Genomic DNA, 23261 nt, shown 5'->3' on the forward strand with positions numbered 1-23261 from the left:
AGAGCGTTGTTCGCTTGCGGGGTGGGCATCGCAGGGTAGTTTAAGAGGTGTCCGGGTTAGAAACCTTGCTTTGCATCGATGGCCGCTTGATGCCGGCAATTGTATTGGCCTGCACCGGTTCGGAGAATGACGTCTGAACAAGCGACTGCAACATCTCTCCGTGGCTGCGCTAGGCTGCGAGGAAAACTCAATGCGCTTTATGCTCTGCAAGGAGTCTCTCAAGTTCATGAATAGGCGCAGGCTTGACGAGATGATGCGTAAAGCCGGCTTCGGCTGACAACTTCTGGTCTTCTTTTTGACCGTAACCCGTGTGAGCCACAAATACCGCGCTTCTGGTGCCGGGTAGTACATGAAGCTCACGGGCAAGACTGTAGCCGTCCATGCCCGGCAGCCCGATGTCGAGAATGCAGGTGTCAAAACTTTCCTTGCGAGCGCGCTCTATCGCGCCGGCTCCTTCATGCTCGATCGCTACGTCGTGACCCAAAATGTGTAGCACCGCGCCTAGCGATTCGGCAACGTCCACGTTGTCGTCGACAAGGAGAATGCGCTGTCGCTTGAAAGTAGGTTGGCGCGACGTCTCGTCATTCACGGCTTGCTTAGCCACGGATCTTGCCGCGACAGCGGGCAATCGGACGATGAACTCGCTACCTCGACCCAAACCTTCGCTTGATGCGGTCACGGTTCCTCTGTGTTGATGCACAAGGTTTTTCACCAGAGCCAGACCGATGCCCAAGCCGCCTTCGCTGCGCGCAGCAGTTTGCTGGCCTTGCTCAAAAAGGTCGAAGGCCCGTCTCAGCAGTTCGGGCTCCATTCCAACACCATTATCCATGACTCGAACGACAACGTTATCCTCGGTGCTCCCGACCTCAACGCTGACGAGCCCGTTCTCGGGTGTGTATTTCGCCGCGTTGTTAAGCAAGTTGCCAACAACTTGTACCAAACGAATGTAGTCGCCGCAAACACACGCGGGATCGGCCCCGAAAACAATGTTCAACTGATGTCGTTTCTTCGCAAAGGTTGGCCTGACTTGCTCTACAGCGTCATGGACGACCTCCTTCATATCCACCGTGCGCCGCTCGAGCGCAACGCGGCCGTGCGTCACCCGTGAGACATCAAGCAAATCGTTCACAAGCGCTGTCACGTGTTTAACTTGACGTGCGATCATCTCGCTTGCTCTGAGCACGCGGTCGTCGACCCCGGGGTTCATCGAGAGCATTTCAGCACTGGCACCGATTGGCACGAGTGGATTTCGCAGTTCATGGGCCAGCATTGCAAGGAACTCATCTTTGCGACGGTTGGCGTTTCTTAATGCGTCCTCCGCGACTACTCTGTCGTTGATATCCGTATTGGTTCCGACCCATTTGATAATGATGTTTTCCGCGTTTCGAAGCGGCCTCGCACGGGCGAGTATCCACCGATACTCGCCTGCGGCGTTGCGAGCGCGGAAAATCGCCTCGGAAGGCTCGCCTGTCTCGACAGCGCGTGCCCACTGTCTTCGCGCATCGTCCCTGTCAGCGGGATGAACGAAGCTGACCCAAAGGCCGTCCTCTATCGGTGCTGTGCCGGCGAAAGCCGCGAATTGTTCATTGAAGTAATCGACTGATCCATCCGGGCGCGCGGTCCAAACCATCTGTGGCAAGGCGTCGATAAGCTTCAACTCACCGACGTCTTGTTGGCGAATTGTGTCGCTCGGTAAGAAACTGTCGGTGTTCACGACTCTAGATCCAAACGGTTGCACCCAGGCAAAAAAGCATCGGTGCGTCACCGTGTAAGGGCTTCTCAGGTTTGGAACACGCGGCTTTCATGGCGCGAACACCGCCCGCACGCAGCCGTCCGTCTTATGCTTGAACATGTCGTAGCCACGTGGTGCGTCTTCCAGCGAGAAGCGATGCGTGGCAAGGTAGGCGGGATTGAGTTCTCCTTTCTGTGCGTGCCCAAGCAACCGGTCCATATAAGCTTGCCCGTGCTGCTGCGCGCTGCGCACCGTCATGCCCTTGTTCATGATGGCGCCCATCGGGAACTTGTCGATCAGTCCGTAGACGCCGAGCACTGACAGTGTGCCGCCTTTACGACAGGCCATGATTGCCTCGCGCAGTGCCTGACCGCGATCTGTCTGCAGGCGCAACGCCTGCTTGACTCGGTCATAGGCATATTGCGGTCCGACGCCATGCGCCTCCATCCCAACTGCGTCGATGCAGGAATCAGGGCCTCGCCCGCCTGTCATTTCCTTAAGCGCATCCACCACGCTGTCGACGCTGGTGTAATCAATCGTCTCGGAGCCGGCGTGCTCGCGGGCCATCTGCAGCCGCTCTGGAAATCGGTCAATCGCGATTACTCGCTCGGCGCCCATCAGCCGCGCGCTTTGTTGTGCCATCAGACCCACGCCGCCGCAACCCCAGACCGCGACCGTATCGCCCGGGCTGATCTCGCAGAAATCCGCGCCCATGTAGCCCGTGGGCGCGGCATCCGAGAGAAACAGGGCCGTCTCGTCGGCAACCCCGTCGGGAACCGTGAAGCAGTCATTGTCGGCAAACGGTACGCGTACGTATTGCGCGTGCGCGCCCGCGTAGCCCCCAAAGGCGTGGGTGTAGCCGTAGATCCCGGCGGTGCTCTGTCCACCGAACAGCGGCGCCTGGAGCTCAGGCTTGGGATGCGTGTTGTCACACAACGAGTAAAGGGAATGTTGGCAATACCAGCATTGGCCGCACACGATGAATGAAGGAACGACGACGCGCTGGCCTTTTGTCACGCGCTTCACAGCGGGCCCAACCTCTTCGATGACGCCCATGAACTCGTGGCCAATCACGTCGCCAGCCTTCATGGTGGGGATATAACCATCGATGAAGTGGAGGTCCGAGCCGCAAGTCGTCGACAGGCTCACGCGCAGGATCGCGTCGTGCGGGTTCACAATCTCGGGGTCGTTCACTGTGCCGACACGCAGGTCGTTCACGCCGTTCCAGTAGAGTGCTCGCATGTCTTTTCTCCTTAGCGCGTGTCGGGGCGAGCAGCAGGCTGGCGCCCAGTGGTCGGAATCTCACCGGTTTCAATCAGGCTCTTGAAACGCCGCAGCGCCCCGTCAGCGACTAAATCCAGCGGTGTGGTTCCCAGGAAATTCAGTAACGCTTCACCGACGTCACCACCAGGCGGGTCGAGACGAAAGTGCAGCGTGGCTTCAGTGCCACGGTCGGCCGGGGCGGGGCTGAAGCGGACCGATCCCTCGCTATAAATGGCGGCGTTGGACGACGAGCGCCAGCCGATGCCCTTGCGAGGCAAGTCCACCGTCTCGGTGTCCCATTCGTAGGCGCGGCCGAGCGGACCCTGTACCTTCCAGTGCATGCGGCCGTCTCCAGTCGGGCGCACGCTCGCGAAACCTGCCATGATCTTAGGAAGCGTACGCGGGTCGAGCCAACAATCGCGAAGCTCGTCGGCAGTCTTGCCAATCGTGATCGAGCGCTCCACCTCCGGCTCGCCGCTGGAAGCGCCGGCCGGCCTGCCGCTGCCCACCTTCACAAGGTCGAGGTGGCCGCTGCGCACCGCGGCCACGCCCGCCAACGCCGTAAGTGCAAGCGCCAAAGCGCCCTTGTTCCGACCGCCGAGCCCGACCACGATCGAGGCAGCGCCCAGCGTCAAGGGAAACCAGCCAAGGCCTTGCGACGACCCACTGGTTGAGGCGGCCGACAAGCTGCGCCCGCTCTGCGATGGTTCACCTTGTTTCGAAGCGAAGTTGCCGTTTGTCATAATCAATCCTCGTTAGTCAGTGCCCTGTTACGCGGATAAGTTGATGCGATGTGGTGCAAGCAAGTGTTCGTGATGTTTGCGCCGTTCGAGACGCTCACAGGGCTCGACAGTCGCGTTAATGCACATGGGATGACGTCTCAACAATATTCGTATAACTAAGTGTAGGTCGTGAACGAGTCGACCGGTCGAGCCCTTTGGGTTATTTACAAAGCGCAAAAACATCATAGTTCGTAATCGAATGACCGGTCGGCGTGGTATGTTCGGCGTCAGCCGCAAACCGCCGCTTGTTGCGTGCGGGGAGACCTCGCTGGGTCACATAGGTTGGCCTGCAAGGACATTCTCATAAATCTCCAGATACCTGCGCACCATTCGCGTTGCGGTGAAGCGCTCTTCGAAAGCTTGGCGGCAGCGCCGACGGTTCAACTGCGCAGTGCGGCCCACGGCATCGACGGCCTCTTCGATGGTGTCAACGATAAATCCAGTGATTCCGTCATCGATGATTTCGGTAACGGAGCCATTTCGGAAGGCAATGACAGGCGTGCCACAGGCAAGCGCCTCGACCATCACTAGCCCAAATGGCTCAGGCCAGTCGATAGGAAAAAGCAACGCACGCGCATGACCTAGAAAAAATCGTCCTTGCCCATCTCAGTGACCTCGCCATGAAAACTCACCAGTGGGTTGCAAAACAGCTCTTTTATCGATTGCTCGAAATAGGCTTGATCAGCGCGATCGACCTTGGCTGCAATGACGAGTGGTACGTTGGCGCTGCGTGCGATCTCGACTGCCCGGTCAGGACGTTTTTCCGTCGCAATCCGGCCGAGAAAGGCTAAATAGTCGCCCGGCTGATCGCGGAATGTGTATAGATCGTGGGGCAATCCATGGTAGACGGTGCCCTGCCAGTTCAACCAAGGCAAGGGCCAACGTTGTGCGTCGGAGATCGACATCACCGGAATGTCCGCAAACTCCTGGTAAAGCTGCTCGAGACCAGGTGTGTCCAACCGCCCGTGCAAGGTGGTGAGGTGAGGGCAAGCCAGACGGCGGGAAAATGGGAAGCGTAAGTAGTCGACATGATAGTGAATCAAGTCGAATTCGGTCGATTGGCGCACCACCTGTTCCAACATTGCGAAGTGCCACGCTTGCCGATCGGTCGTATCTTCAATGAGACGCAGTGCGCACGGGCAAGATTCGATCAGACGCGCGCGGGTGGTCGAGTCTGCGCTAGCGAAAAGCGTGACGTCATGCCCGAGCTGGACAAGCTCCTCCGTCAGATACGAGACGACCCGTTCGGTGCCTCCATACGCCTTTGGTGGGACGCTTTCGTAAAGTGTCGAAACCTGAGCTATTCGCATGACTGAGCCTCGCTTGCCGCCTCCGCCTGTTGCCGTGATGAGCACAGGTGGAAGTGTCAAGGTAATGCGTAATGCGCGCACTTCGAAGCAATTTAATTACCAGTCGAACATATCGCCGACCTTATGGACGGAATGTGTCGTGTCCCGCCGGCTGCTCTGTTACGTACCGGGGTGAAGGACCACTTTGGTCCAGCCGTGGTTGCGCACGTCAAAGTTGGCGTAGGCCTCAGGTGCTTCGTCCAGCCCCAGCTCGTGCGAAACAATAAACGAAGGTTTCGCTCGACCCGCGTAAATCAGGTCCCGCAACTGGCGGTTGTAGGCCTTGACGTTGCATTGACCGGTGGCGATGTGCTGACCTTTGAACCAGCACTTGCCCCAGTCGAACGCAATCTTCCCCTTTTTTTCCAGTTCGTCCTGTGCGTGTGGGTCTTCCGGCACGAACACGCCCACGACGCCAATCCCACCGGTGAACTTCACCGACGAGACCAGATTGTTCATGGTGAGATTGGGTCGCTCCTTGCGCTTTGGCGCGGGATCGTGGCACTGGTAGCCGACGCATTCGCATCCCACGTCCGCGCCCATTCCGTGCGTCAGGTCCATCACCCGCTGCACCGGGTCGTCTTTCGAGTAGTCGATCGCGATTGCGCCGATTGATTCGGCTAGCTTCAGTCGGTCGGGATGGCAGTCGACCACCATCACGCTGCAGGCGCCCTTGATCATTGCCGAATGGGCCGCCATCAGCCCAACAGGTCCCGAGCCATAGATGACCACAGCGTCGCCGGGCCGCATCCCGGCTAGTTCAGTTGCGTGCCAGCCGGTCGGGAAGATGTCCGCACACATCACATAGTCAACTTGCTTCTCCTGCGCGTCCGGCGGAAGCTTCAAGGCCATGAAGTCCGCCCAAGGCACTCGCAGATACTCGGCCTGTCCACCTTGCCACGGCCCCATGTCCGCAAAGCCAAAAGCACCGCCGGCAATGCCGGGTTGGTTTGCACTCAGACAAAAGGCGGTAAGTCCGCGCTCGCAGTTCTTGCAGTGTCCGCAACTGATATTGAACGGAAGGCAGACCCAGTCGCCAGGCTTGAGGCGCTCGACCGCCGGTCCCACTTCCAGCACCACGCCCAGGTTCTCGTGACCAAATATTCGGCCCTGTTCGAAGTCGGTCCGGCCCTCGTACATGTGAAGATCAGAGCCACAGATGTTGGTGCTTGTGATTTTGACGATGGCGTCGGTGGGACGCTCGATCTTAGGCTCTGGCACGTCTTCTACTGCCACTTGTTGAGGACCGCGATAGACAACAGCTTTCATGACCCAGCTCCTATAGTTTCGCCAGCAAACGCTAGCGGCGGTGAACGCGATGCGGCGATAGCCGCCGCTGACGCGCCGGTGTCCTGCCGTTCAGGCAGCTCGCCCCTAGAACCGTATGTTCTTTAGACGAGGATAGGACAAAACTTCTACATCCTCCGGTTGAAATTGTCTATTCGACTCCCGCGCTGGTTGCAAACCTTCATGGAAACTTGATGCGACAAGCGGTGAAGGCTGCGTCCGTTTCGCTGGATCTGACGCTATGCTGATTTAAGTCGTTAAGGAACACAGGGTGCCTTTAGGAAGACGTTTGATGTTGGCAGATGTTCATGCTGAAGGCTTTTCCTTCTCTGTCGAGTAAGCGCAACTGCCTTCGCCAAGCACAGAAGCGGAAGTACGCCTGAAGATTGAAATTAAACGGCAACGCGAAACAATACCAAGGCACGGACTGTGGCAGCGTCCGTATGCGAATCATTTCCGCAGTCCTTATCTTTCCGTCTCGTTAAGGTGCGATTTCATACGTCTAAGCTTCGATGGATGCCCACATATAGGCACTCGCATGCTTTCGATTTCTCCATCAATTGCGAGTCAGGCCATGTATCAGAGTCGTTGGCTTGTATGTCGAAGCGCGCGGCTTTTCGCGAAGGCAATGGCTGGTTTCTGATCCGTGTTAACCTGAATCATCCAACACCGACTTCTTTAGCCATGGCCTTGCCCATCTGGTTAGGTAAAGAGTGCCGCGTAGCGCAACACCTGCGTGGCATTGACTGGGCCCAAACTTCTGTGGGTCCAATAGGGCAATGGGATGCTTGCTTACAAGGGGCGGTCGCAAGCTGTCTCAGTTGTTCCTTTCCAGCTTGTGTGATGTGGGGCGAGGACCTGACCGTTATACCCAACCGGGAACTATGCGAATGTCTCGGAATGGAAGCCGCCGTTCTCGTAGGAACACTCTCGGCAAATGTCTGGACTAGCTGTCGGGATACTGTCTTACCGGTTATCCACGCGACTCTTAGGCAGCGCAGCCTCGTCCGCTCACGCGACGATGAGCTTCCTTTCACTCGCGGCTCAACAGGCGAGCAAATATATTTCGCGGTTTCTTGCAGCCCTATCTATGATAGCGACGGGGAGGTAGCCGGGGCCTTGTGCATCTTCAATGAAACCACGGAAATCGTCCTGGCCCGACAGCGCATCGCGCATGATCAGAAGGCGGTGAAAGCTGCGCGGCGTCTGGACGAAGACCGGCTGCAGGCCATTATTGACCAATTGCCCGCGGGCGTTGGCCTCACCGACGCAACCGGAAGATGGATCCTCAGCAATGCGCTGATGCGAAAATACATACCGACGGCCGTCCCATCAACGCTTCCGGAGCGGGCGACACTTTGGCAGGCATGGGACGCCTATGGAGACCCAATACCACCGCACGAGTGGCCTGGCGCACGAGCGCTGCGTGGTGAGACAGTGACACCCGGCCAGGAGATGCTTTATCTTGGCGTCCCAGGACATCGTATTTGGATGCGAGTAAGTGCGGCTCCGCTGCGTGATGAAGCTCAAAATTTGGTTGGGACCTGCTCGGTGGTACAAGACATCAGCGACTTAAAGGATGCCGAGCAAGCGCTGAAGGAAGCGGATCATCGGAAGAACGAGTTCCTTGCTGTGCTCGCCCACGAGCTTCGAAACCCGTTGGCGCCGATACGAACTGGCTTAAACATTCTAGAACATACGCTTGATGCCGAAACGCGTTCGCACGTTCATCGTATGTTCAATCGCCAGATGGCTCACATTGTCCGGCTAGTTGATGACTTACTCGAGGTTTCGCGCATCACCAGCGGCAAGATCGAACTGCGCAAGGAGCAGCTACATCTACCCGCGATCCTTTCGAACGCTATCGAGATCAGTCGACCCGCCATCGACAGAGGTCAACACCGACTTACCGTCAGATTTTCAGCTGAACCGCTAACCGTCCATGGGGACCCGGTACGGCTCACACAGATCTTCGCCAATCTGCTAAATAATGCCGCTAAGTACACTAACGCCGGTGGCCACATCGAACTTACCACCGCACGAGACAATAAGTATGCGATTGTCTCCGTACGGGATAACGGTATTGGCATCTCCGCGAACATGCTGCCACGAATTTTTGACATGTTTAGTCAAGAAGAGAAGTTCCGCAAGCATGCGCAAGGAGGCCTTGGCATCGGATTGACCTTGGTTCGAAGCCTTGTTCAACTGCACGGCGGTACTGTCTTAGCCCGCAGCGACGGTTTGGATAAAGGTAGCGAGCTGATAGTGCATCTACCCCTGATTGATGCACCCACCTCCCTGCAAACGTGCGCTGCGGAAAATGCCCCGTTTGATCAAAATAAGCTTGTGGGCAAGAGACTTCTCATCGTTGACGACAACGTTGATGCGGCGGAAAGCCTTGGCTTGCTTTTGAGTATGTTGGGTGCGCAGACGCGCACTGTACACGGTGGGCTTGCGGCGTTGGACGCATTAAAGACAGTGCAAGTTGACGCCGTCCTGTTAGACGTCGGCATGCCGGACATGGATGGTTACGAGCTTGCCCGACGTATCCGTGCAACTAAGGCGTTAGCTGCATTAACATTGATCGCCATTGCCGGTTGGGGCCAGCACGACGACCGACAAAAATCGCGGGCCGCAGGGATCGACCACCACCTCGTGAAACCAGTCGACATTGTCTTGTTGCTGAACGTTTTAACAGTCCAGAACGGTTAATAGACTCGATAACGTCTGCGCCGCAGACCTTAAACGATCAAGATCGTGATCCGCATGTGGTTCGGACGGGCAGCTTCACAGCGGTAGCGAACGCGTTACAAATATGCAAGATGATCGCAACCAGGCAAATTTGAAACTGGAAGCGCATCTGGGCGCAAGCGTGTTGCAACAGAACCACGCCGAAGTTATGTTTGACCGAAGCGGGGACAGCTTATGCTGAACGTGCAGCGGGATCGCCAGGCAGCTGATGATGGGAAAACGCTGTTAAGTTGATCCGGGGCCCACCAGAATGACGTTATCTAACTTTAAAGGCGTCCGTCTCGGCAGGCAATTAACTGGTGTTGAAGAAGTTCAAAGATGAGATTACCGAAGAATGCACATATCAAAAAGCCGGCTATCAGACCGGGAAAAACCGAGAGAGAAAGAGGGCGAAGAAGTCACGGCGCTTGCGCGCGGTCTGGACGTTCTACGCCGTATCGCTGCCGCCGACGCCCCTGTCAGCAACCGAGAGCTGACCGAATGGACTGGCATTCCCAAACCTACCGTGTCGCGCATCACCGCGACGCTCGTCGGCACGGGCCTGCTGCTGCGGCTGCCCGACAGCGAGCGTTTCGTGCTGACCGCCTCGGTTCTGGAATTCAGCAACGGATTTTTTCGCAATTTCGATATTCGTGCTCGGGCGCGCCCCTACCTCATCGCGCTCGCCGAGGAGACCGGTCTGTCGGTGCAACTGGCGGTGCGGGACCAGTTGGAAATGGTGGTCATCGATGCCATCCGTCCGCGTTCGGCCGTGCTCGTCTTGCGTCTCGAAGTGGGCGAGACGATGGACCTGACCTGTACCGCCATGGGGCGCGCGTACTTGTCCGTGCTGTCACAGGCGGATCGCGAGTCGCTCATCGGTAGTCTGCAGATCGCATCCGGCGACGACTGGCCGCACATCGCGATGGGACTTCTTCGCGGTGTCGAAGACACGCATCGCAATGGTTTTGCGACTTCGGGCAATGAATTGCAGTTAGGCCTCAACGCAATTGCGGCGGGCTTCATCGGACCTTCGGGAGAGCGTTACTCCGTGAATTGCAGCGGCGCGGCACATCAGTGTCCCGAAGAGACGCTCATCGAAACAGTCGCGCCCGCGCTGCTGCGCTGTGTGAGCCAGATCGCGCATGAGATCGCCGGCACGTCGGGCGCCGCAACGGCGAACATTGCGATGAACGCCACTGAGTAGACTCGCCACCCTGACGCATCGGCTGGCCGGCCCGTTGACGGGTTCGGCCGCCTTGTGCTCGCATCGTGCGAAATTCCCATCAGCGCGCGCGTGCACTGATAATCACGTGAAGGAAGTAAATAGTGCTAACAACTACTGGAGCAGCGTCGGTGATCGGACGGGCCCAGGCCTTCCGCTCTGGACGAGAACTTGCCGCCTATCTAGGACTTGTACCGCAGCAGACGGTTTCGGCGGCAAAGGTCAAGCTTGGCGGGATCAGCAAACGTGGCAACGTGTAACCGCGAAAAGCGCCGAATCTTAACCGGTCTGAGACATCGGTGTGTCCCACAGAAAAAATCAGTGGACGCAGCTTGCCTAGCTCTCAAACCAAGACGCTATTTGGGCGTCTATTCGAACTTACGACGTTTGGCAAACGGGACGCGGCCATGTATAAGTCTGCAACATTGCGTGACCATCGGCTTGACTGGCGCGCTGAACTTCTTCGAACTGGCTGTCGCCACGGCAATCGGATTGTTGGACTTCAGCTCCGGGGCCGCGCTCGCGACGGTCGTGCGAGTGTTGATCGAGATGCCCGTCATGCGGAGCGTGTGCGCAGTTTGCACCGCTCTAAGGACTGGGATGAGTGCGTCTGACGAATTTGGAAACGATCACAGAGAGCGAACGTGTCTAATCTCACTACTGACCTCCCCCAGGTGCACCCCGAGCTGTTTCGCCCGCCCGATATTAATCGCCTGCGGCCTGCGAACGCGTCGCCCCATCCGCCGCGCATTCTGCTGCTCTATGGTTCGCTGCGCGAGCGCTCGTTCAGCCGCCTCCTGAGCGAAGAAGCCGCGCGCCTGCTTAGGGCCATGTATGCCGAAGTGCGTACGTTCAATCCGAGCGGCCTGCCGCTGCCGGACGATGCACCGGACAGCCATCCCAAGGTGGCCGAGCTGCGCGAGCTGGTGCTGTGGTCGGAAGGTATGGTCTGGTGCTCGCCGGAGCGGCACGGTGCGATGACCGGCATCATGAAGGCGCAGATCGACTGGATTCCGCTTTCGGTCGGGGCGGTGCGGCCGACCCAGGGTAAGACGCTCGCCGTGATGCAGGTCAGCGGCGGATCGCGTCGTTCAACGCCGTCAACCAGATGCGCGTGCTCGGACGCTGGATGCGCATGCTGACCATTCCCAACCAGTCTTCGGTGGCCAAGGCCTTCCTGGAGTTCGACGAAGCCGGCCGCATGAAGCCTTCAGCGTATTTCGACCGCGTTGTTGATGTTATGGAAGAGTTAGTCAAGTTCACGTTGCTGACACGCGACATCGGTCCGTACCTTGTAGATAGGTACAGCGAACGCAAGGAGAGCGCAGAGGAACTGATGAAGCGAGTCAATCAGGCCAATATCTAAGGCTTGGCGGCTGAAAGCAGTGGCAGTGCGGACGTTCCAATATCGGCACAAAGCACCGGGCCAGTGTCTGGAAGTGGCCGATATCCGACCCAACGCCGAGCTAGCGGTCCCATCTCGCGGCAAACATTCGGAGGCAACCGGACGCCAACCTCGAATCCCTTTAGTTTTGCGCGAATGGTTCAACCGTCATTGCGTGCTTTTTCCAGCGTTGGAAGTTGGCTGACAGAAAGAATCAGCGTGAAAACCGGCCCGTCGCGATCTTCCAAGCCTTTACGTCATCGTCGTCGATCCAGCTCGCGGCAAGTTCGCAAGCCGCGCGTACAGCCGCACCAACTACGTTGCCATCGTTGATCCTTACTTTTATGCTTTGATGGCCGTCTTCGGCTGCAACTTCCATGTTGCTCGGACGAGAGAACGAAATGCCCGTTTCCACGAGCATTTTTATCAGGTCGTTATGAGAGTTCAAAGGATCGAACCGTTCGAGGTTAACGGGTACCACACGGTCCGCATCCGAGAACGCGGCGAGTCCCGCACGGAGGTTGATTTCTTGGTCATTCATCATGCATTCCTATGTTGACGTCAACGCGCCGCGACGATTCAAGGTCTACTTAGAACGTAAAGGACGCCTGGATACTCATGGCACATCCTTTCGCGCATCGACACCCGCGTAGTAGCGAGCGATTTCCTCAACCACGCGCTGTCGTTCGGCTTGGACATAGATTGTCGTGGTCTGGAGCGACGCGTGGCCTAGCACCTTTTGGACAACATCGACAGGTAACTCATCCGCCACCGACTGCGTTCCGAAGGTATGCCGGAACGCGTGTGCATTCACGCGGCCTAGTTGGACACGCTCATCAAGACTCAACGTATCCATCGTTTCGACCAGGCACTTCATCATTCGACCGATTAGCCTGTTAAGCCCGTCCGCCGTGTAGCCTGCCTCATTAGCGGGCGATGATTTGTTCGTTGGGGGATGGGGATTACTGGTTCCCGCATGTCGATGACGTCGGCGTGACGCATCCGTCCACGGAATCACAACGGGTGCCAGTAGCGGCCCGTACGGAATTGTCGCCGGTGCCCCGTTGGTTTGAGTGCCGTCGAACATCCTGCCGCGATCTTGCCAATGCGCGCGCAGGGCAGCAAACGTCGCGGCGCTGACGGGAACGGTGCGTTCGCGCTGTCCTCCGCCAACGATCGTGAGTTCCCACACGGGCCGCATAAGCGTCCCATACGCTGAAGGTCTGAGGCATTCGCGACGCGCCGAGGCGACCTCTTCGCGCCGCAAACCCGAATCGCCCATCAATAGGATTGCCGCGCGCACGGCGCGCCATTGGCCAATTGCCCCGAATTCGCGCGACTGTGCTGCGAGCGAGTCGTCGCATCGCACATCGAGCTCGTCGCGCAAGCGTCGCCACAGTTCAATCGGTAACGCCCGGTCGATCTTCATGCCATTCACGCGACGCACCACCGGCGGATCATTCACTGCCGTCCATGGATTGCCGCCGAGGTAGCGCACATCCACCAGCCACGCAAAGGCACTGCGCAGCAACCGAATCGCGTAGCGTTGGGATTCGGGCGACAGTACTGCCGAGCCGTTGGCGGTCGCGGCAAACGGTCGCCAGCGCGGCGAGTGGCGCGCAAAACGCTCTCCCACGAACCGCGGATCGGGCTTTTTAGGAAGTCCTTGTAGGCTTCGCAGTCGTCCACGCGCAGATCGCTCAACGCCTTACCGCGCAGCACCACCGCCCACAGTAAAAAGCGCTCGAGTTCTTTGGTGTAGGCGCGCAACGTTTTGGGCTGATCGCGATAGCGATTCAGATAGGCGCGCACCGCATCCAAATCGTGACTCGCCTGGATATAGCAGAAGGCGGTCGAGCGGTTTTCGCCATCGGCGCCGGAGAGCGCGTGCGGCACGGCCAACCGTTCGAGCGGCGCGAGTGTGAGGCGGCTCGCGGTCTGTTTCTTCTCTCGGTCCAAAGAGCGCGCCGGCGCCACCTCAATGAGTTCAGCCGCCACCAACGGAACGCCAAGCTGCTCGGCCGAATCGACATCGGTCTCGATGGTCAGTTGCAGCGCCGCCTGCTGACGCCGCAGCCAACTGACGATCGCGCGAGCGCGACCCGGACCGATGCGCGGGATCGACCGCCACCAGCTGCCGCCGCGTCGATTGCAAAAGGCGACCAGTTCGCCCAGCGTGGTAATGCCCTCGCCTTTCAAACGTCGGGCGATGCGCGGCCGCAACCACGCCCCAATGGCGTGATCCGCATGTGGAGGCAGCGCCGCCAGTTGCGCTGCCTCCGTGACCATCCGGAAGGTCACCGCCGTGAGCTTGGCGTGCCCGTGTTGACGAACGGACGCGCGCAGATGCTCGGCCAGCGCGGTCGAACCGTGTGCAAGCGCGAGCGTCACCAGCGTATCGTGCATGGTGTTGAGATGCCGCTCCATCGCGCCAGGGGTCACAGCATGCGGATCGTCGTCGGGATCGTAGTAAGTCCGGGCGATGACAGCCGGCGCGATACGCTGGACGTACGCACGCAGCGCGGTGAAGTCCTTGGTCGTATAGCCCCGCTCAAAAGTGAGCTTTTCCGGGGCGCGCGGCTTCGAAGCATCAAGCATCGCGCTCTGCCTCATCGTCGCCCTCGCCCGCGCCCGCGCTAGGCGCGCGGTAAATCGCGAAACATCGGCGGCACGAGCGCCGGCAGGCCAAGTCGCGTCAAGGTCGTATGGGCTTGCCGCATGAACACGTCAGGCCACGTCCCGCAGAGTATCTCGAATGCCAGGCGCGCCTTGCACAATTGCCCCGCAAGCCATAGGTCTTCAAACTGTTCGCCCCACAGCGCCCGTTGTACAAGCGTGATGCCACCGCATTCCGCAATAAAATCCAGCACCGGCAAAAACCGTTGGTCTTCCACAATCGCGTTACCGTAGCTTTGCGCCAGTGCGGTCAGCACCGCAAGCTCGATCCCGCTTGGCCGAATGGGTAGAGGCGGTGTGGCGGCCAAATCCGAAAGCGACGCACTTGCGGCACGACGCCAGAGCGTCACGCTGTTATCGAGCTGAAGGACCGCGCGGGCGATCTCTTGGTCAGAAAAGCCGCTGTTGCCTTGTGCCACGGGGCGCTACCACCTCAGGTAAATAGGAAAAGCCAATTCTACCTCCTGAAACATTATCCCGATAATATCCGATTATCAGGCTAGATAATTCGATCGTTACAATCTATTCGGCTCACTGAAAGTCACGATAACGGTAGGATCGCGCAGAACCCACAGAACACGAGGCCGATCAACCGTGTCTCGAGCGACGCGATTTTTTAATGTACGGCATGCAATGAAAAACTCCCAAGGCGGCGCCTGGATCGCACTACTTGCTCACGGCACGACGACTTGCAATGCTTCTTCGTAATCAGCCGTATAACGCCACCAGCTGTCGAAGCAGATCGTCACATTTCTGGGCCATTTGGTACAGGGCTTGCTCGAGCCCCTATCGAGTCCAACCACGAAGTCGGCCTTGCTATGTCACAACTCACATCCTCACGTACCCGGCCGGTCACGGTATTACTTATTGACGACGATCCAGACATCGTGCAAATCTGGGCACTCGTGCTTTCGTTTGAAGGGATGGTAGTCACCACTGCTCAAAACGGCAGTGATGGGTTAGCGAAAGCCCTGCAAGGGGGAGCCGACGTCATTGTCTGCGACTACATGATGCCCGGCATGGACGGACTAGCAGTATGCCGTGCGTTGCGGTCCGACGAACGAACCCATGGCCTGCCGATGATTCTTTGCTCAGCCGCAAGGGGCATTCAAGCCGAAGGCTTAGCCAACGTTGTTTTAGAAAAACCCCTTTCAGTTGAAACGTTAGTCGAGCATATCCGATCGCTTTCGCGCCGTCCGTCGAGTCATTAAGATTTTCATTGAGGTTCGACGCGCTGCAGAAAGCAACGCGCGCTCGAGCATATGTGTGTGTCTAATGACCGCCATTAAATCAGGGTTATGCAAGGCCTATGCCCTAATTAGAGGGCCGATCTCTGCCGTGCTCCTCGAATTGCGCCGCAACGATCCCAGTAAGATTCATGCAAGAGGCGACTTCGCCCGTGGTCGGCTTGACTGGTTTCCAACTGGACATCGATGATGACACCCTTCATATCCAATTCTTGGCCGAGCCCCAAGAGGCGAGTTGAGAACATTTCGCTGAACTCTGCCCGTTTGGCCGCCGATCCGGTCCTAAACGGCAGCAGGAGTTTGAGGAACGGATGCATGTCTACGACGTTCTGATCGTCATCGGGCTTGTGACGGCCGCAATGGGCTTGCCGACGGTGTTTTTTATGTTGCACTTTTTGAAAGCCTAATAGGCATTCGTTCTCAGACGGCATTCTTTCTTCTTGTCGAAAATGGACGGTGCGAGGGTGCGATCCCTCGTGCAGTCAAAACGCGGGAAGGGGTACCGAAAAGAAGGGCCCGCCACCGAGGGCGAGCCAAACTACTGAGAGACAGCAGCCGAGGCGCTGCATCACGGCACCAACATTGCAAACTTGAGCGGCTCGTTTTCACAAGTCTCAACGGGTCGCCTTCAACCTGAACGAGACGCCGATAAACAACCGCGTCGTCGACAACTCGTCTTGCAAAGGTTGAACAGATTTCGTTGCGGGGTAGCCGCGCATGCAGTCAGGCGAAGTTCGAAGGTTCATTGCGTTCTCGCTTTTGAATTGGTCATTGCGTTGCTTGAACTGCGGGCGGAGTCCACGTTCCATTAAGCACGGCAGGCTCCGGCCAAAGATGCTCCGTGATTGTCGAGCGCCGCGAAAAAACCGCCCGCGAAATCGAGGCGGGCGTTCATCCGTCCTACATCTGAAAATCCATTACGGCTTTGACGCATCGTCGGCCGCGTCCTTCAAATCCTCTTTGGCGTCGCCTACATCTTTGCGCACTTCGCCTGCTGCTTGCTGTGCGTCGCCCTTCGCTTCCTGGGCTGGATCGTTCGTCATTTTGCCAACGCCCTCGTTGATCTTGCCCTTTACCTTCTCCCCGACTCCCTTGACCTGGTCTTCATTTATGGCATCGCTCCTTTTCGCCGGCAACATGCGGGCATCCACTCTACGCAAGGACGGTGCCTTCTCACTTTCCAATCTCACGTTTTGATGACGGTATCCGCGACGTCGGTACGAGCTCTTTAAGCAGGTGAGTCTTCCCTTCGAAGCGGCCCACCCGTCTCAATAACGCGCCCGGCGAAACCATGTATTAGATTTGAAAGCGCCAGCTGAAAAATCTGGCTAATAGATGAATGAATTTACGACTGAAGCTTTGCATCCAAATCAGATCGCGCGCGAGGTCAATGCTGAATAGACCAAAAGGTGCCTTCGACACGAACGTTACGATTACAGCACATGAAGCGGCCAGTACAGGTGATTCTGACCGCCACGGATTCCGATTCTGCGCAGACGACCGCGTCAACAGTTTCTGCGAAGGATTCGTCACGCTGCGCACCGCGCGCGTTATTGCGCTCGAGTTATCGAGTCTCACAGGTTTGTGACGCCATGATGCACGCAATTGTTGTTGAGGCCCACTAATTCCGCTAATGTGGTGCACTAATTCTGCTAATAGAATCGCGATAACCGCTGATTCGCCTGAAAAATTCGAACTCATCGAACCTGTCTCGAATGCCCCAATGATGTCTAAATCAAAGTCGCGAAAACCGATCCGTAGCGTCGCAAAAGCGGCGAGGCATAAGAAGGTGCTTTATCTTCCGCTCGATCCGGATTCGGTCGCACAAATTTCCATCCAGGTCCGCATGGCGCTTGAAGTCGCTCGTGTCGGGCAAGGCGACGCAGCGACTTTGCGTTGCCTATCGCAAGCCGTGGCCTTAACGGGATTAATCGCAGCGGCCGGGCACGGCGAGATCGACGAGTGCAGCCTTGCCTCAGCCGAGGCTGCGCTTACTGGCGTCCTCGCGTCGGGAAACTTGAGCGGCTGGAGATTGGGCAGGGATGAGATGGAAGTTGCGACAGCGGTGGTCAACGAGCATGACCGCCAGCTTAGAGAGACGCGTCTTGACGTAGTTGTGCGCGCCTTTGAACAGATCGAGCGAGGGCTTGGAACAGGGATGACGCTCACCGGTCTGTTCGCGCTTCGGCGGCTAGTTCTTCATGCCCGATAACCTCGCACTAGAAAAATCATACAACCATCTAACGGCGTTGCTTGTCAGGACGGCGAACCGAGGCCTAGTCGTTGCGCATTGAACATCTGCGCATCGAGAAAAGAGCTGTTTTGCTAGCTTCCTATCGGAAATATGCAGACCTGATGCAACATCTCACACGCATGAAAGCTTTGCAGCCGACATCTTTTTAGTCGGCCTTTGAGAACGTCAAGATTGCCCGAGTAGACGTATGTCCAGGGACCGTATCGACTAACTTATAGCCCTGTCGGATGGCCAACCTCCGCCCTTCGACTGCTGCCGACGCTCGCCGCTCATCCACTGTGCGGCTGCATTTCGTCACTTCGCCTTCGTTCGCGATGCGGCGCATTGTGCGTCGGCCTCCCCGAAAGCGATCGAGTCAAACCGACCCTAATGGGACATTGGGCAATCCTGTGAGCGGCCGTTCGATTGGCTGGAGCAAACACTTCATTCGGCATCGCGAACGTTGTCAATTAAAATCATTCGCGCCTCGCGTGCCAAATCTTGACCGTGCTAAATGAGTCGCAGCATGATCACGAGGGCGTTCGCCAGTGCATGAGTGACGTAAGTACTGAGTTCTGGGCGGCCAAGTCTCTGAGCTTCTATGACGAACACGGCGGCGAGCACCGTCGCGCCCAAGAAGATGCTAAGGACGGCGCGATCGGTGTACCCATGCAGGCAGGTAAATGCGATGGCTGAAGCAAGCCCACCAAGCCAAAACGGTTGACGAAGAACTCCGCTTACCAGGCGGATCGGAAGCCATTGCCCAATTAACGTCTCGACGAACGGCATGGCAACGACAGTTACAAGTAGCTGAAACGCAAACGAGTGGTTCGCGAACGGCTTTGCATGCCCAGGCGAAGGTCCCCAAGCCCAAAATCCAACAAGGATAAGCGCTATCTGTCCGATAAACATGACAGCCGCCCCGCCAATTATCAATCCCCATCTTGGTATGTCGACTAGGCGCATTTACGGACGGACGTCCAGGCTAGATGGCAAAAGAAGCTTTGCGTTGAGTTAAGCAGAATGTGCGGTCGATGCCGGCGCTTTAAGGCGGTCATCCAATCGAGCAATCCTGTCGATTGACCGGGCATGGCCGAACTCGGCACTCGAACTAGCGACGGGATCAACCGTCCCTCCTTCGACGTAATTGCCGGGCGAAGCATCGCTCAGTATGAGACTTCAAAATGCGATTCACGCTGGATCACGTGTGCAAGGGCGGCGCAATCGGCTTGAAGCAGCTGACGAAGAAATACGGGCCGCACATCTATCTCAGACAGCCCTCGCCGAGGAACCCACGTGAAGGTAAGGCGTTTGTTCCCCTCCGAGCCATAATGCGAAGCCGTTAGATCGAGCAACGGCGATTCGGGCTCTAGGCGCGCGAACATGTAGAAACCGATCTCATGGTGCAGCCGTCCGTTATAACCAAAGAAATTCTCAACTATGCAGAGCGTTTTCTCGATGTGGACCGACGCGCCAACCTCTTCTTCCATCTCGCGGATAACAGTCTGTGCGGCATGTTCTCCAGGCTCGACTCGGCCCCCGGGAAGGCACCAGAAGTCGTCACCTTCGGCTTGATGCAGCAGGACATAGTCGTCTTGAAATATTACTGCGGCCGCCCGCAGATTGAAACGATGACTTCCGGTGTCGAATGAAATCACGGTTTTAAATTGAAAGATTTGTGAGCGGCCATTTAGGCCCAGAATTTTAGTGCGTCGGCGATTGCCTGCGATCCTCGCACGGATGTCGACGGACCAATATTAGCCGACTGCCAGTGGGGGTGCGGCTAAATTCTTGGACTCATTTATGCCGCGATTCCGAGACATTGCCGGTATTCGACCGGACTAAGAGAGCCGAGCGAGACCTTGATCCGTGTTGCGTTGTACCACCGGATATAGGAGTCGAGGACTTCGATAAACTGATCAACGGTCGTAGCTCGCCAATCACGAAGATAGAACATTTCCGTCTTGAGTCGCCCGAAGAAGCCCTCACACGCTGCGTTGTCCGGCGAACATCCTTTGCGTGACATCGAGCGAACAAGTCTTGCATCGCGCATTCGGGATAGCCATCCCGGCCATCGATAGTGAGCACCGCGATCAGTGTGGACCACTGGCCGATCATCGCTGTCGGCTACCGACTCGATGGCAGAGTCCAGCATGGCATTGACAAGTTCAGCATCGGGCCGCGTGCCGATCGACCAGCTCACAACGAGTCCGTCGAAGCAGTCTATTACCGGCGACAGATACACCTTGCCGGCAGGGATTTGAAATTCGGTGATGTCCGTGAGCCATTTCTGATTCGGGGCGGCTGCACGGAAATCACGATTGATGAGATTCGCCGGAGCGGGAGTGATTTCTCCACGATAGGAGCCATAGCGACGTCGTCTGGTTGTGGCAGCGGCCAAGCCTTCCTGTCGCATCAAACGTCGCACGACTTTTTCTGAGATAAATACCTGCTGCCTGCTCAACGCCGCCCGAATTCGACAATAGCCATAACAACGGTAATTACATTCGAAGATGTCTGCAATCACGCGACGCGCGTCAGCATGCCTGTCAGCGACAAGCAGACGTGCACGGTGGTAGAAGTAGGAGCTGCGGGCAAGCATCAGGGCGGATAACAGCTCTGGCAACGGATAGGTCTGTTTCAGGGCATCAACCAGCATCGTTTTTTCCCGGTTGCTCAGGAGATGCGGGTCGATGCCCATCCCTTTTTTTACCAGTTCGTTCGCCTTCTTGAGGATATCGCGCTCGAGCTCCAGCTTGCAGATGTCACGTCGAAGCGATTCGACCTGCTGCTCCAGCTCCGCACGCTCAAGGTTCGGTGCTGGCTTCTTCGGACGCTTCATGGATGCTGGAACCTCCCGACCAAGTAGCTGGTTCTTCCAGTTGTATAGCAGAGGCCTGCTCACGCCCGCTCTCTGAGCAATCATACTTGCGCTTTCATCTCTGGTGCACAGTTCAATGACCGCCGCCTGCCTGGCCTCGCACGATTTCGGTACGCTGCCAGCCCCTCTGCCGACAATACGCTTTCCGATCTCCGGGCACAGTTCTTCGATCCATTTGGCAAATGTCCCACGACTCGGGTAGCCCAAAACCTTCAAGGTAGCAGCAGCACATCGGTCATGGCTCAGATAGTAATCGACGGCAACCTGTTTATCTTCGGCCGAATACCTCGGCGCGGCACGAACATAGCCGGTTCTCAAATCATGGCACTGTTCGTATTCGCGATGCCACGCCTTCAGAGAATTCTTTGTCGGGTAGCCCAGCCGTCGGATTGTCGCCTTGATACGCTTGCCCAACTTCAGATAAAGCTGAACTGCTCGAATGCGGTCTTCGTACGAGTACACAGACTACCTCCAGGTAGTCCAAGATTTTGTCCGCACCCCCGTGGGTCAGTTTTGCGCGCGCATCAACAAGCCGCTTCACACCGTTCGAGATTCCGCGCTGGCGTGAGAGTGAAACCTTTCGCAGGCTGCTGTCCGCATTCGAGCGCATTCTACCGTTGCGTTGTCCGTCCGGGCTCGCTCAGCGAGACATCGCCCAATACGTCCTGGCTGCCAGTTCCGGCCTCACTGGTGAAGTCTCCCGAATCTTAAACGCTGCCGCTGAATGCGCCATCCGTAACGGCGACGAAGCAATACGGCTCGATCATCTTGAACAGGTAAGCAGCGTTGCGGTCCAATGACCTGCGTCCGTGGCCGGTTTCGCCTCGCCCCTTCGCCGATGAGGCGTTTGGAAGCTGGCTGGGACGTGTCGCCAGTCGCTATCAGCTGAGCGTCGCTCAGATATGGGAGTTTCATCGGCTAGGCGAATTCCCCACTCTGGCTAATACCGGCTGGGTTCTGTTTCCTCCGTTATCGGAAGGTGCGCTCCTCACGCTATCAAGTTTCGCCCGTCTGGGCCCTCACCGACTTGCGCGGATCCAAACCCCGTCCAAGTGGATGTCAGACCGTCCGCACCTGGTCTACTGCTTTCGATGTCTTGTGCTCAATCCCGTTGATATAGCCGACCCCCGTTGGAAGCGGATATGGCTCGACACCAACGTCGCCGCCTGCGAGGTGCACGGCATAACACTCGAGCAGTTTCCAGCAGCAATTGCGCGGCGAGCACGAAACATGGATCGGCTGCTTATTCTGGTAAGCAAGTACCGGCAGAAGCTCCAAATCGCCTGACCTACGGTGTATTAGCAGAGTTAGCGCACCCAGTAGCAGAATTAAAGCCCCTCAACACCAGGCGAGCAGGCTCGGCACCAGCACGAGCATCGCGAGACCGTTGCCGCCCATGATGGTGCGCCACACCTCGAAGAGATCGCGGCCGCCTATCGCAACCGCGCGCGCCGACACTACAACCATGCGCCGGACCTGGAGAAAAAGGCGCTTCAACCACACAACCGAAGAAGAGGTGAATCATGCCGATGCCGTGCTATCTGACCGTCGAAGGTCAAAATCAAGGAAAGATCGAAGGCGCAACGAAAGTTCAGGGCCACGAAGGCAAGATCCTGGTGCAGGCCGTGGATCATGTGATCGAAATCCCCAAGAGCCCGCAAACGGGGTTGCCAACCGGCAAGCGTGTTCACGGCGCGATGACCGTCGCCAAGGAAATCGACAAATCCAGCCCGAAGCTTTTTCAGGCGCTGACTTCCGGCGAGCAGCTCAAGTCCGTGCTGCTTGAGTTCTACCGTATCTCGCCCAAGGGCACGGAAGAGAAGTACTACACCGCGAAGCTGGAGAACGCCATCCTGACCAGCATGAAGTCATGGACACCGAACTGCCTCGACCCGAACAACCGGCAGATCAGCCATATGGAAGACCTCGCTTTCACCTCCTACGAGCCGGACGGCATCGAAGCCGAAGATTCGTGGCTCGCGCCCAAGGCGTAAAGCGCTGGACAAAGCTTCGAAGCCCTTGTCGTAAAAGGCTTTCGAGGCATCGAACGAAAGATTTCGACGATTGGGGTATGCGGCTTTGCCCGGTCATTCTTTCGTGCATATGAACTGATAAAAATGCGTTGGGTTTTTGAGATACGTCTGTTTATAATGAGCCGCACTCAAATCCGGGCAAGGCTTGCGAGCTTCGGGAAAAGTTTCCCACCTGGACTGGCCGATCCTTGCGCTCAATCGCGAGCGAAGCATCCGACGGTCTGGCTCAAGCAAATCCGGCCCGCGCAGTTATCCGCAATCAGCGACACGTAATTTCTTTAGTTATCCCGCGCTCAGGCGATGGCTGCCGGTCCGAGCATGCAATGGCAGCGGCCCGCGTCAAGTCGGTGCGATCCCCGACGCGCGTTTTCATCGATGTCCGCACTGCCAGCGCGGCGCCGTGAATCTGGAGATGGAAATGGCAAATGATGGTTCGGTT

At 57.3% G+C, this 23261-nt stretch carries 20 protein-coding genes and 4 pseudogenes; 9 read left to right on the forward strand and 15 right to left on the reverse strand.

All coding sequences use genetic code 11. The annotated features are described in order from the left end of the window. Positions 1 to 187: 187 nt before the first annotated feature. From NCR98_RS31280 to NCR98_RS31300, 5 genes and pseudogenes are all read right to left on the reverse strand, one after another. Positions 188 to 1714, reverse strand: a complete 1527-nt coding sequence (locus NCR98_RS31280) for a hybrid sensor histidine kinase/response regulator (RefSeq protein ID WP_250528298.1) — start codon at positions 1712 to 1714, stop codon at positions 188 to 190. A gap of 87 nt (positions 1715 to 1801) precedes the next feature. Continuing rightward, positions 1802 to 2974 carry a zinc-dependent alcohol dehydrogenase gene (locus tag NCR98_RS31285; protein WP_250528299.1) on the reverse strand — a complete coding sequence of 391 codons (1173 nt, stop codon included), beginning with the start codon at positions 2972 to 2974 and terminating at the stop codon, positions 1802 to 1804. Between the two features lie 11 nt (positions 2975 to 2985). Next, on the reverse strand, positions 2986 to 3738 hold the full coding sequence (locus tag NCR98_RS31290) for an SRPBCC family protein (protein WP_250528300.1): 753 nt from the start codon (positions 3736 to 3738) through the stop codon (positions 2986 to 2988). Between the two features lie 312 nt (positions 3739 to 4050). Beyond that, positions 4051 to 5087: pseudogene (locus NCR98_RS31295) on the reverse strand (glycosyltransferase family 4 protein). A gap of 159 nt (positions 5088 to 5246) precedes the next feature. After that, on the reverse strand, positions 5247 to 6395 hold the full coding sequence (locus tag NCR98_RS31300; RefSeq protein WP_250528301.1) for a glutathione-independent formaldehyde dehydrogenase: 1149 nt from the start codon (positions 6393 to 6395) through the stop codon (positions 5247 to 5249). An 861-nt stretch (positions 6396 to 7256) separates the two neighbouring features. Between NCR98_RS31300 and NCR98_RS31305 the strand changes: the two genes are divergently transcribed. The 5 genes and pseudogenes from NCR98_RS31305 to arsH all read left to right on the forward strand — a co-directional run bounded on the left by NCR98_RS31305 (position 7257) and on the right by arsH (position 11734). Next, positions 7257 to 9125 carry a PAS domain-containing hybrid sensor histidine kinase/response regulator gene (locus NCR98_RS31305; protein ID WP_350029543.1) on the forward strand — a complete coding sequence of 623 codons (1869 nt, stop codon included), beginning with the start codon at positions 7257 to 7259 and terminating at the stop codon, positions 9123 to 9125. Positions 9126 to 9498: 373 nt separating this feature from the next. Further along, complete coding sequence (locus NCR98_RS31310; RefSeq protein WP_250528303.1) at positions 9499 to 10350, forward strand: IclR family transcriptional regulator; 852 nt, start codon at positions 9499 to 9501, stop codon at positions 10348 to 10350. 155 nt (positions 10351 to 10505) lie between these two features. Continuing rightward, positions 10506 to 10622: pseudogene (locus NCR98_RS31315) on the forward strand (transposase); the annotation flags it as partial. Positions 10623 to 10809: 187 nt separating this feature from the next. Next, positions 10810 to 10982: pseudogene (locus tag NCR98_RS31320) on the forward strand (arsenical-resistance protein); the annotation flags it as partial. 30 nt (positions 10983 to 11012) lie between these two features. After that, a pseudogene (gene arsH / locus NCR98_RS31325) lies at positions 11013 to 11734 on the forward strand (arsenical resistance protein ArsH). A gap of 232 nt (positions 11735 to 11966) precedes the next feature. Here the strand turns inward: arsH and NCR98_RS31330 are convergent. The 4 genes from NCR98_RS31330 to NCR98_RS31340 all read right to left on the reverse strand — a co-directional run bounded on the left by NCR98_RS31330 (position 11967) and on the right by NCR98_RS31340 (position 14847). Then, a complete protein-coding gene (locus tag NCR98_RS31330) occupies positions 11967 to 12296 on the reverse strand; it encodes a hypothetical protein (RefSeq protein WP_250495189.1) in 330 nt (109 codons plus the stop codon). Between the two features lie 72 nt (positions 12297 to 12368). Continuing rightward, positions 12369 to 13283: a tyrosine-type recombinase/integrase gene (locus NCR98_RS33565; protein ID WP_350029541.1), complete on the reverse strand. Its 915-nt coding sequence runs from the start codon at positions 13281 to 13283 to the stop codon at positions 12369 to 12371. Then, positions 13214 to 14365 carry a phage integrase family protein gene (locus tag NCR98_RS33570; RefSeq protein WP_350029542.1) on the reverse strand — a complete coding sequence of 384 codons (1152 nt, stop codon included), beginning with the start codon at positions 14363 to 14365 and terminating at the stop codon, positions 13214 to 13216. The genes NCR98_RS33565 and NCR98_RS33570 overlap by 70 nt, the downstream gene beginning before the upstream one ends. Positions 14366 to 14388: 23 nt before the next feature. Further along, on the reverse strand, positions 14389 to 14847 hold the full coding sequence (locus tag NCR98_RS31340) for a hypothetical protein (RefSeq protein ID WP_250528304.1): 459 nt from the start codon (positions 14845 to 14847) through the stop codon (positions 14389 to 14391). A 399-nt stretch (positions 14848 to 15246) separates the two neighbouring features. On the opposite strand from NCR98_RS31340, the gene NCR98_RS31345 reads away from it, so the two are divergent. Then, entirely contained in the window at positions 15247 to 15639 is a 393-nt protein-coding gene (locus tag NCR98_RS31345; RefSeq protein ID WP_250528305.1) for a response regulator transcription factor, read from the forward strand. Positions 15640 to 15746: 107 nt separating this feature from the next. On the opposite strand, the gene NCR98_RS31350 is transcribed toward NCR98_RS31345, so the two are convergent. Both NCR98_RS31350 and NCR98_RS31355 read right to left on the reverse strand, forming a co-directional pair. Next, on the reverse strand, positions 15747 to 16106 hold the full coding sequence (locus tag NCR98_RS31350) for a hypothetical protein (protein ID WP_250528306.1): 360 nt from the start codon (positions 16104 to 16106) through the stop codon (positions 15747 to 15749). Between the two features lie 486 nt (positions 16107 to 16592). Continuing rightward, entirely contained in the window at positions 16593 to 16787 is a 195-nt protein-coding gene (locus NCR98_RS31355; protein WP_250468102.1) for a CsbD family protein, read from the reverse strand. A 611-nt stretch (positions 16788 to 17398) separates the two neighbouring features. On the opposite strand from NCR98_RS31355, the gene NCR98_RS31360 reads away from it, so the two are divergent. Continuing rightward, positions 17399 to 17887 (forward strand): hypothetical protein, encoded by a 489-nt coding sequence (locus NCR98_RS31360; protein ID WP_250468103.1) that lies wholly within the window; start codon positions 17399 to 17401, stop codon positions 17885 to 17887. Positions 17888 to 18418: 531 nt separating this feature from the next. On the opposite strand, the gene NCR98_RS31365 is transcribed toward NCR98_RS31360, so the two are convergent. The 3 genes from NCR98_RS31365 to NCR98_RS31375 all read right to left on the reverse strand — a co-directional run bounded on the left by NCR98_RS31365 (position 18419) and on the right by NCR98_RS31375 (position 21251). Next, the gene (locus tag NCR98_RS31365; RefSeq protein ID WP_250528307.1) at positions 18419 to 18820 is read right to left on the reverse strand and encodes a CPBP family glutamic-type intramembrane protease; all 402 of its coding nucleotides are present in this window, start codon (positions 18818 to 18820) and stop codon (positions 18419 to 18421) included. 254 nt (positions 18821 to 19074) lie between these two features. Next, entirely contained in the window at positions 19075 to 19566 is a 492-nt protein-coding gene (locus tag NCR98_RS31370; protein WP_250528308.1) for an NUDIX hydrolase, read from the reverse strand. 143 nt (positions 19567 to 19709) lie between these two features. Further along, positions 19710 to 21251 (reverse strand): IS3 family transposase, encoded by a 1542-nt coding sequence (locus tag NCR98_RS31375; protein WP_250528309.1) that lies wholly within the window; start codon positions 21249 to 21251, stop codon positions 19710 to 19712. A gap of 324 nt (positions 21252 to 21575) precedes the next feature. Between NCR98_RS31375 and NCR98_RS31380 the strand changes: the two genes are divergently transcribed. Next, complete coding sequence (locus NCR98_RS31380; protein WP_250528310.1) at positions 21576 to 22076, forward strand: TniQ family protein; 501 nt, start codon at positions 21576 to 21578, stop codon at positions 22074 to 22076. Between the two features lie 51 nt (positions 22077 to 22127). On the opposite strand, the gene NCR98_RS33420 is transcribed toward NCR98_RS31380, so the two are convergent. Next, a complete protein-coding gene (locus NCR98_RS33420; RefSeq protein ID WP_284504005.1) occupies positions 22128 to 22256 on the reverse strand; it encodes a hypothetical protein in 129 nt (42 codons plus the stop codon). 56 nt (positions 22257 to 22312) lie between these two features. Here NCR98_RS33420 and NCR98_RS31385 point away from each other — a divergent pair, with 56 nt between their 5' ends. Then, complete coding sequence (locus NCR98_RS31385; protein ID WP_250528311.1) at positions 22313 to 22783, forward strand: Hcp family type VI secretion system effector; 471 nt, start codon at positions 22313 to 22315, stop codon at positions 22781 to 22783. Positions 22784 to 23261 lie beyond the last annotated feature (478 nt).

Origin of the sequence: Caballeronia sp. GAWG2-1 (assembly GCF_023631405.1) — a bacterium.
In the GTDB taxonomy this organism is placed as follows: Bacteria; Pseudomonadota; Gammaproteobacteria; order Burkholderiales; family Burkholderiaceae; genus Caballeronia.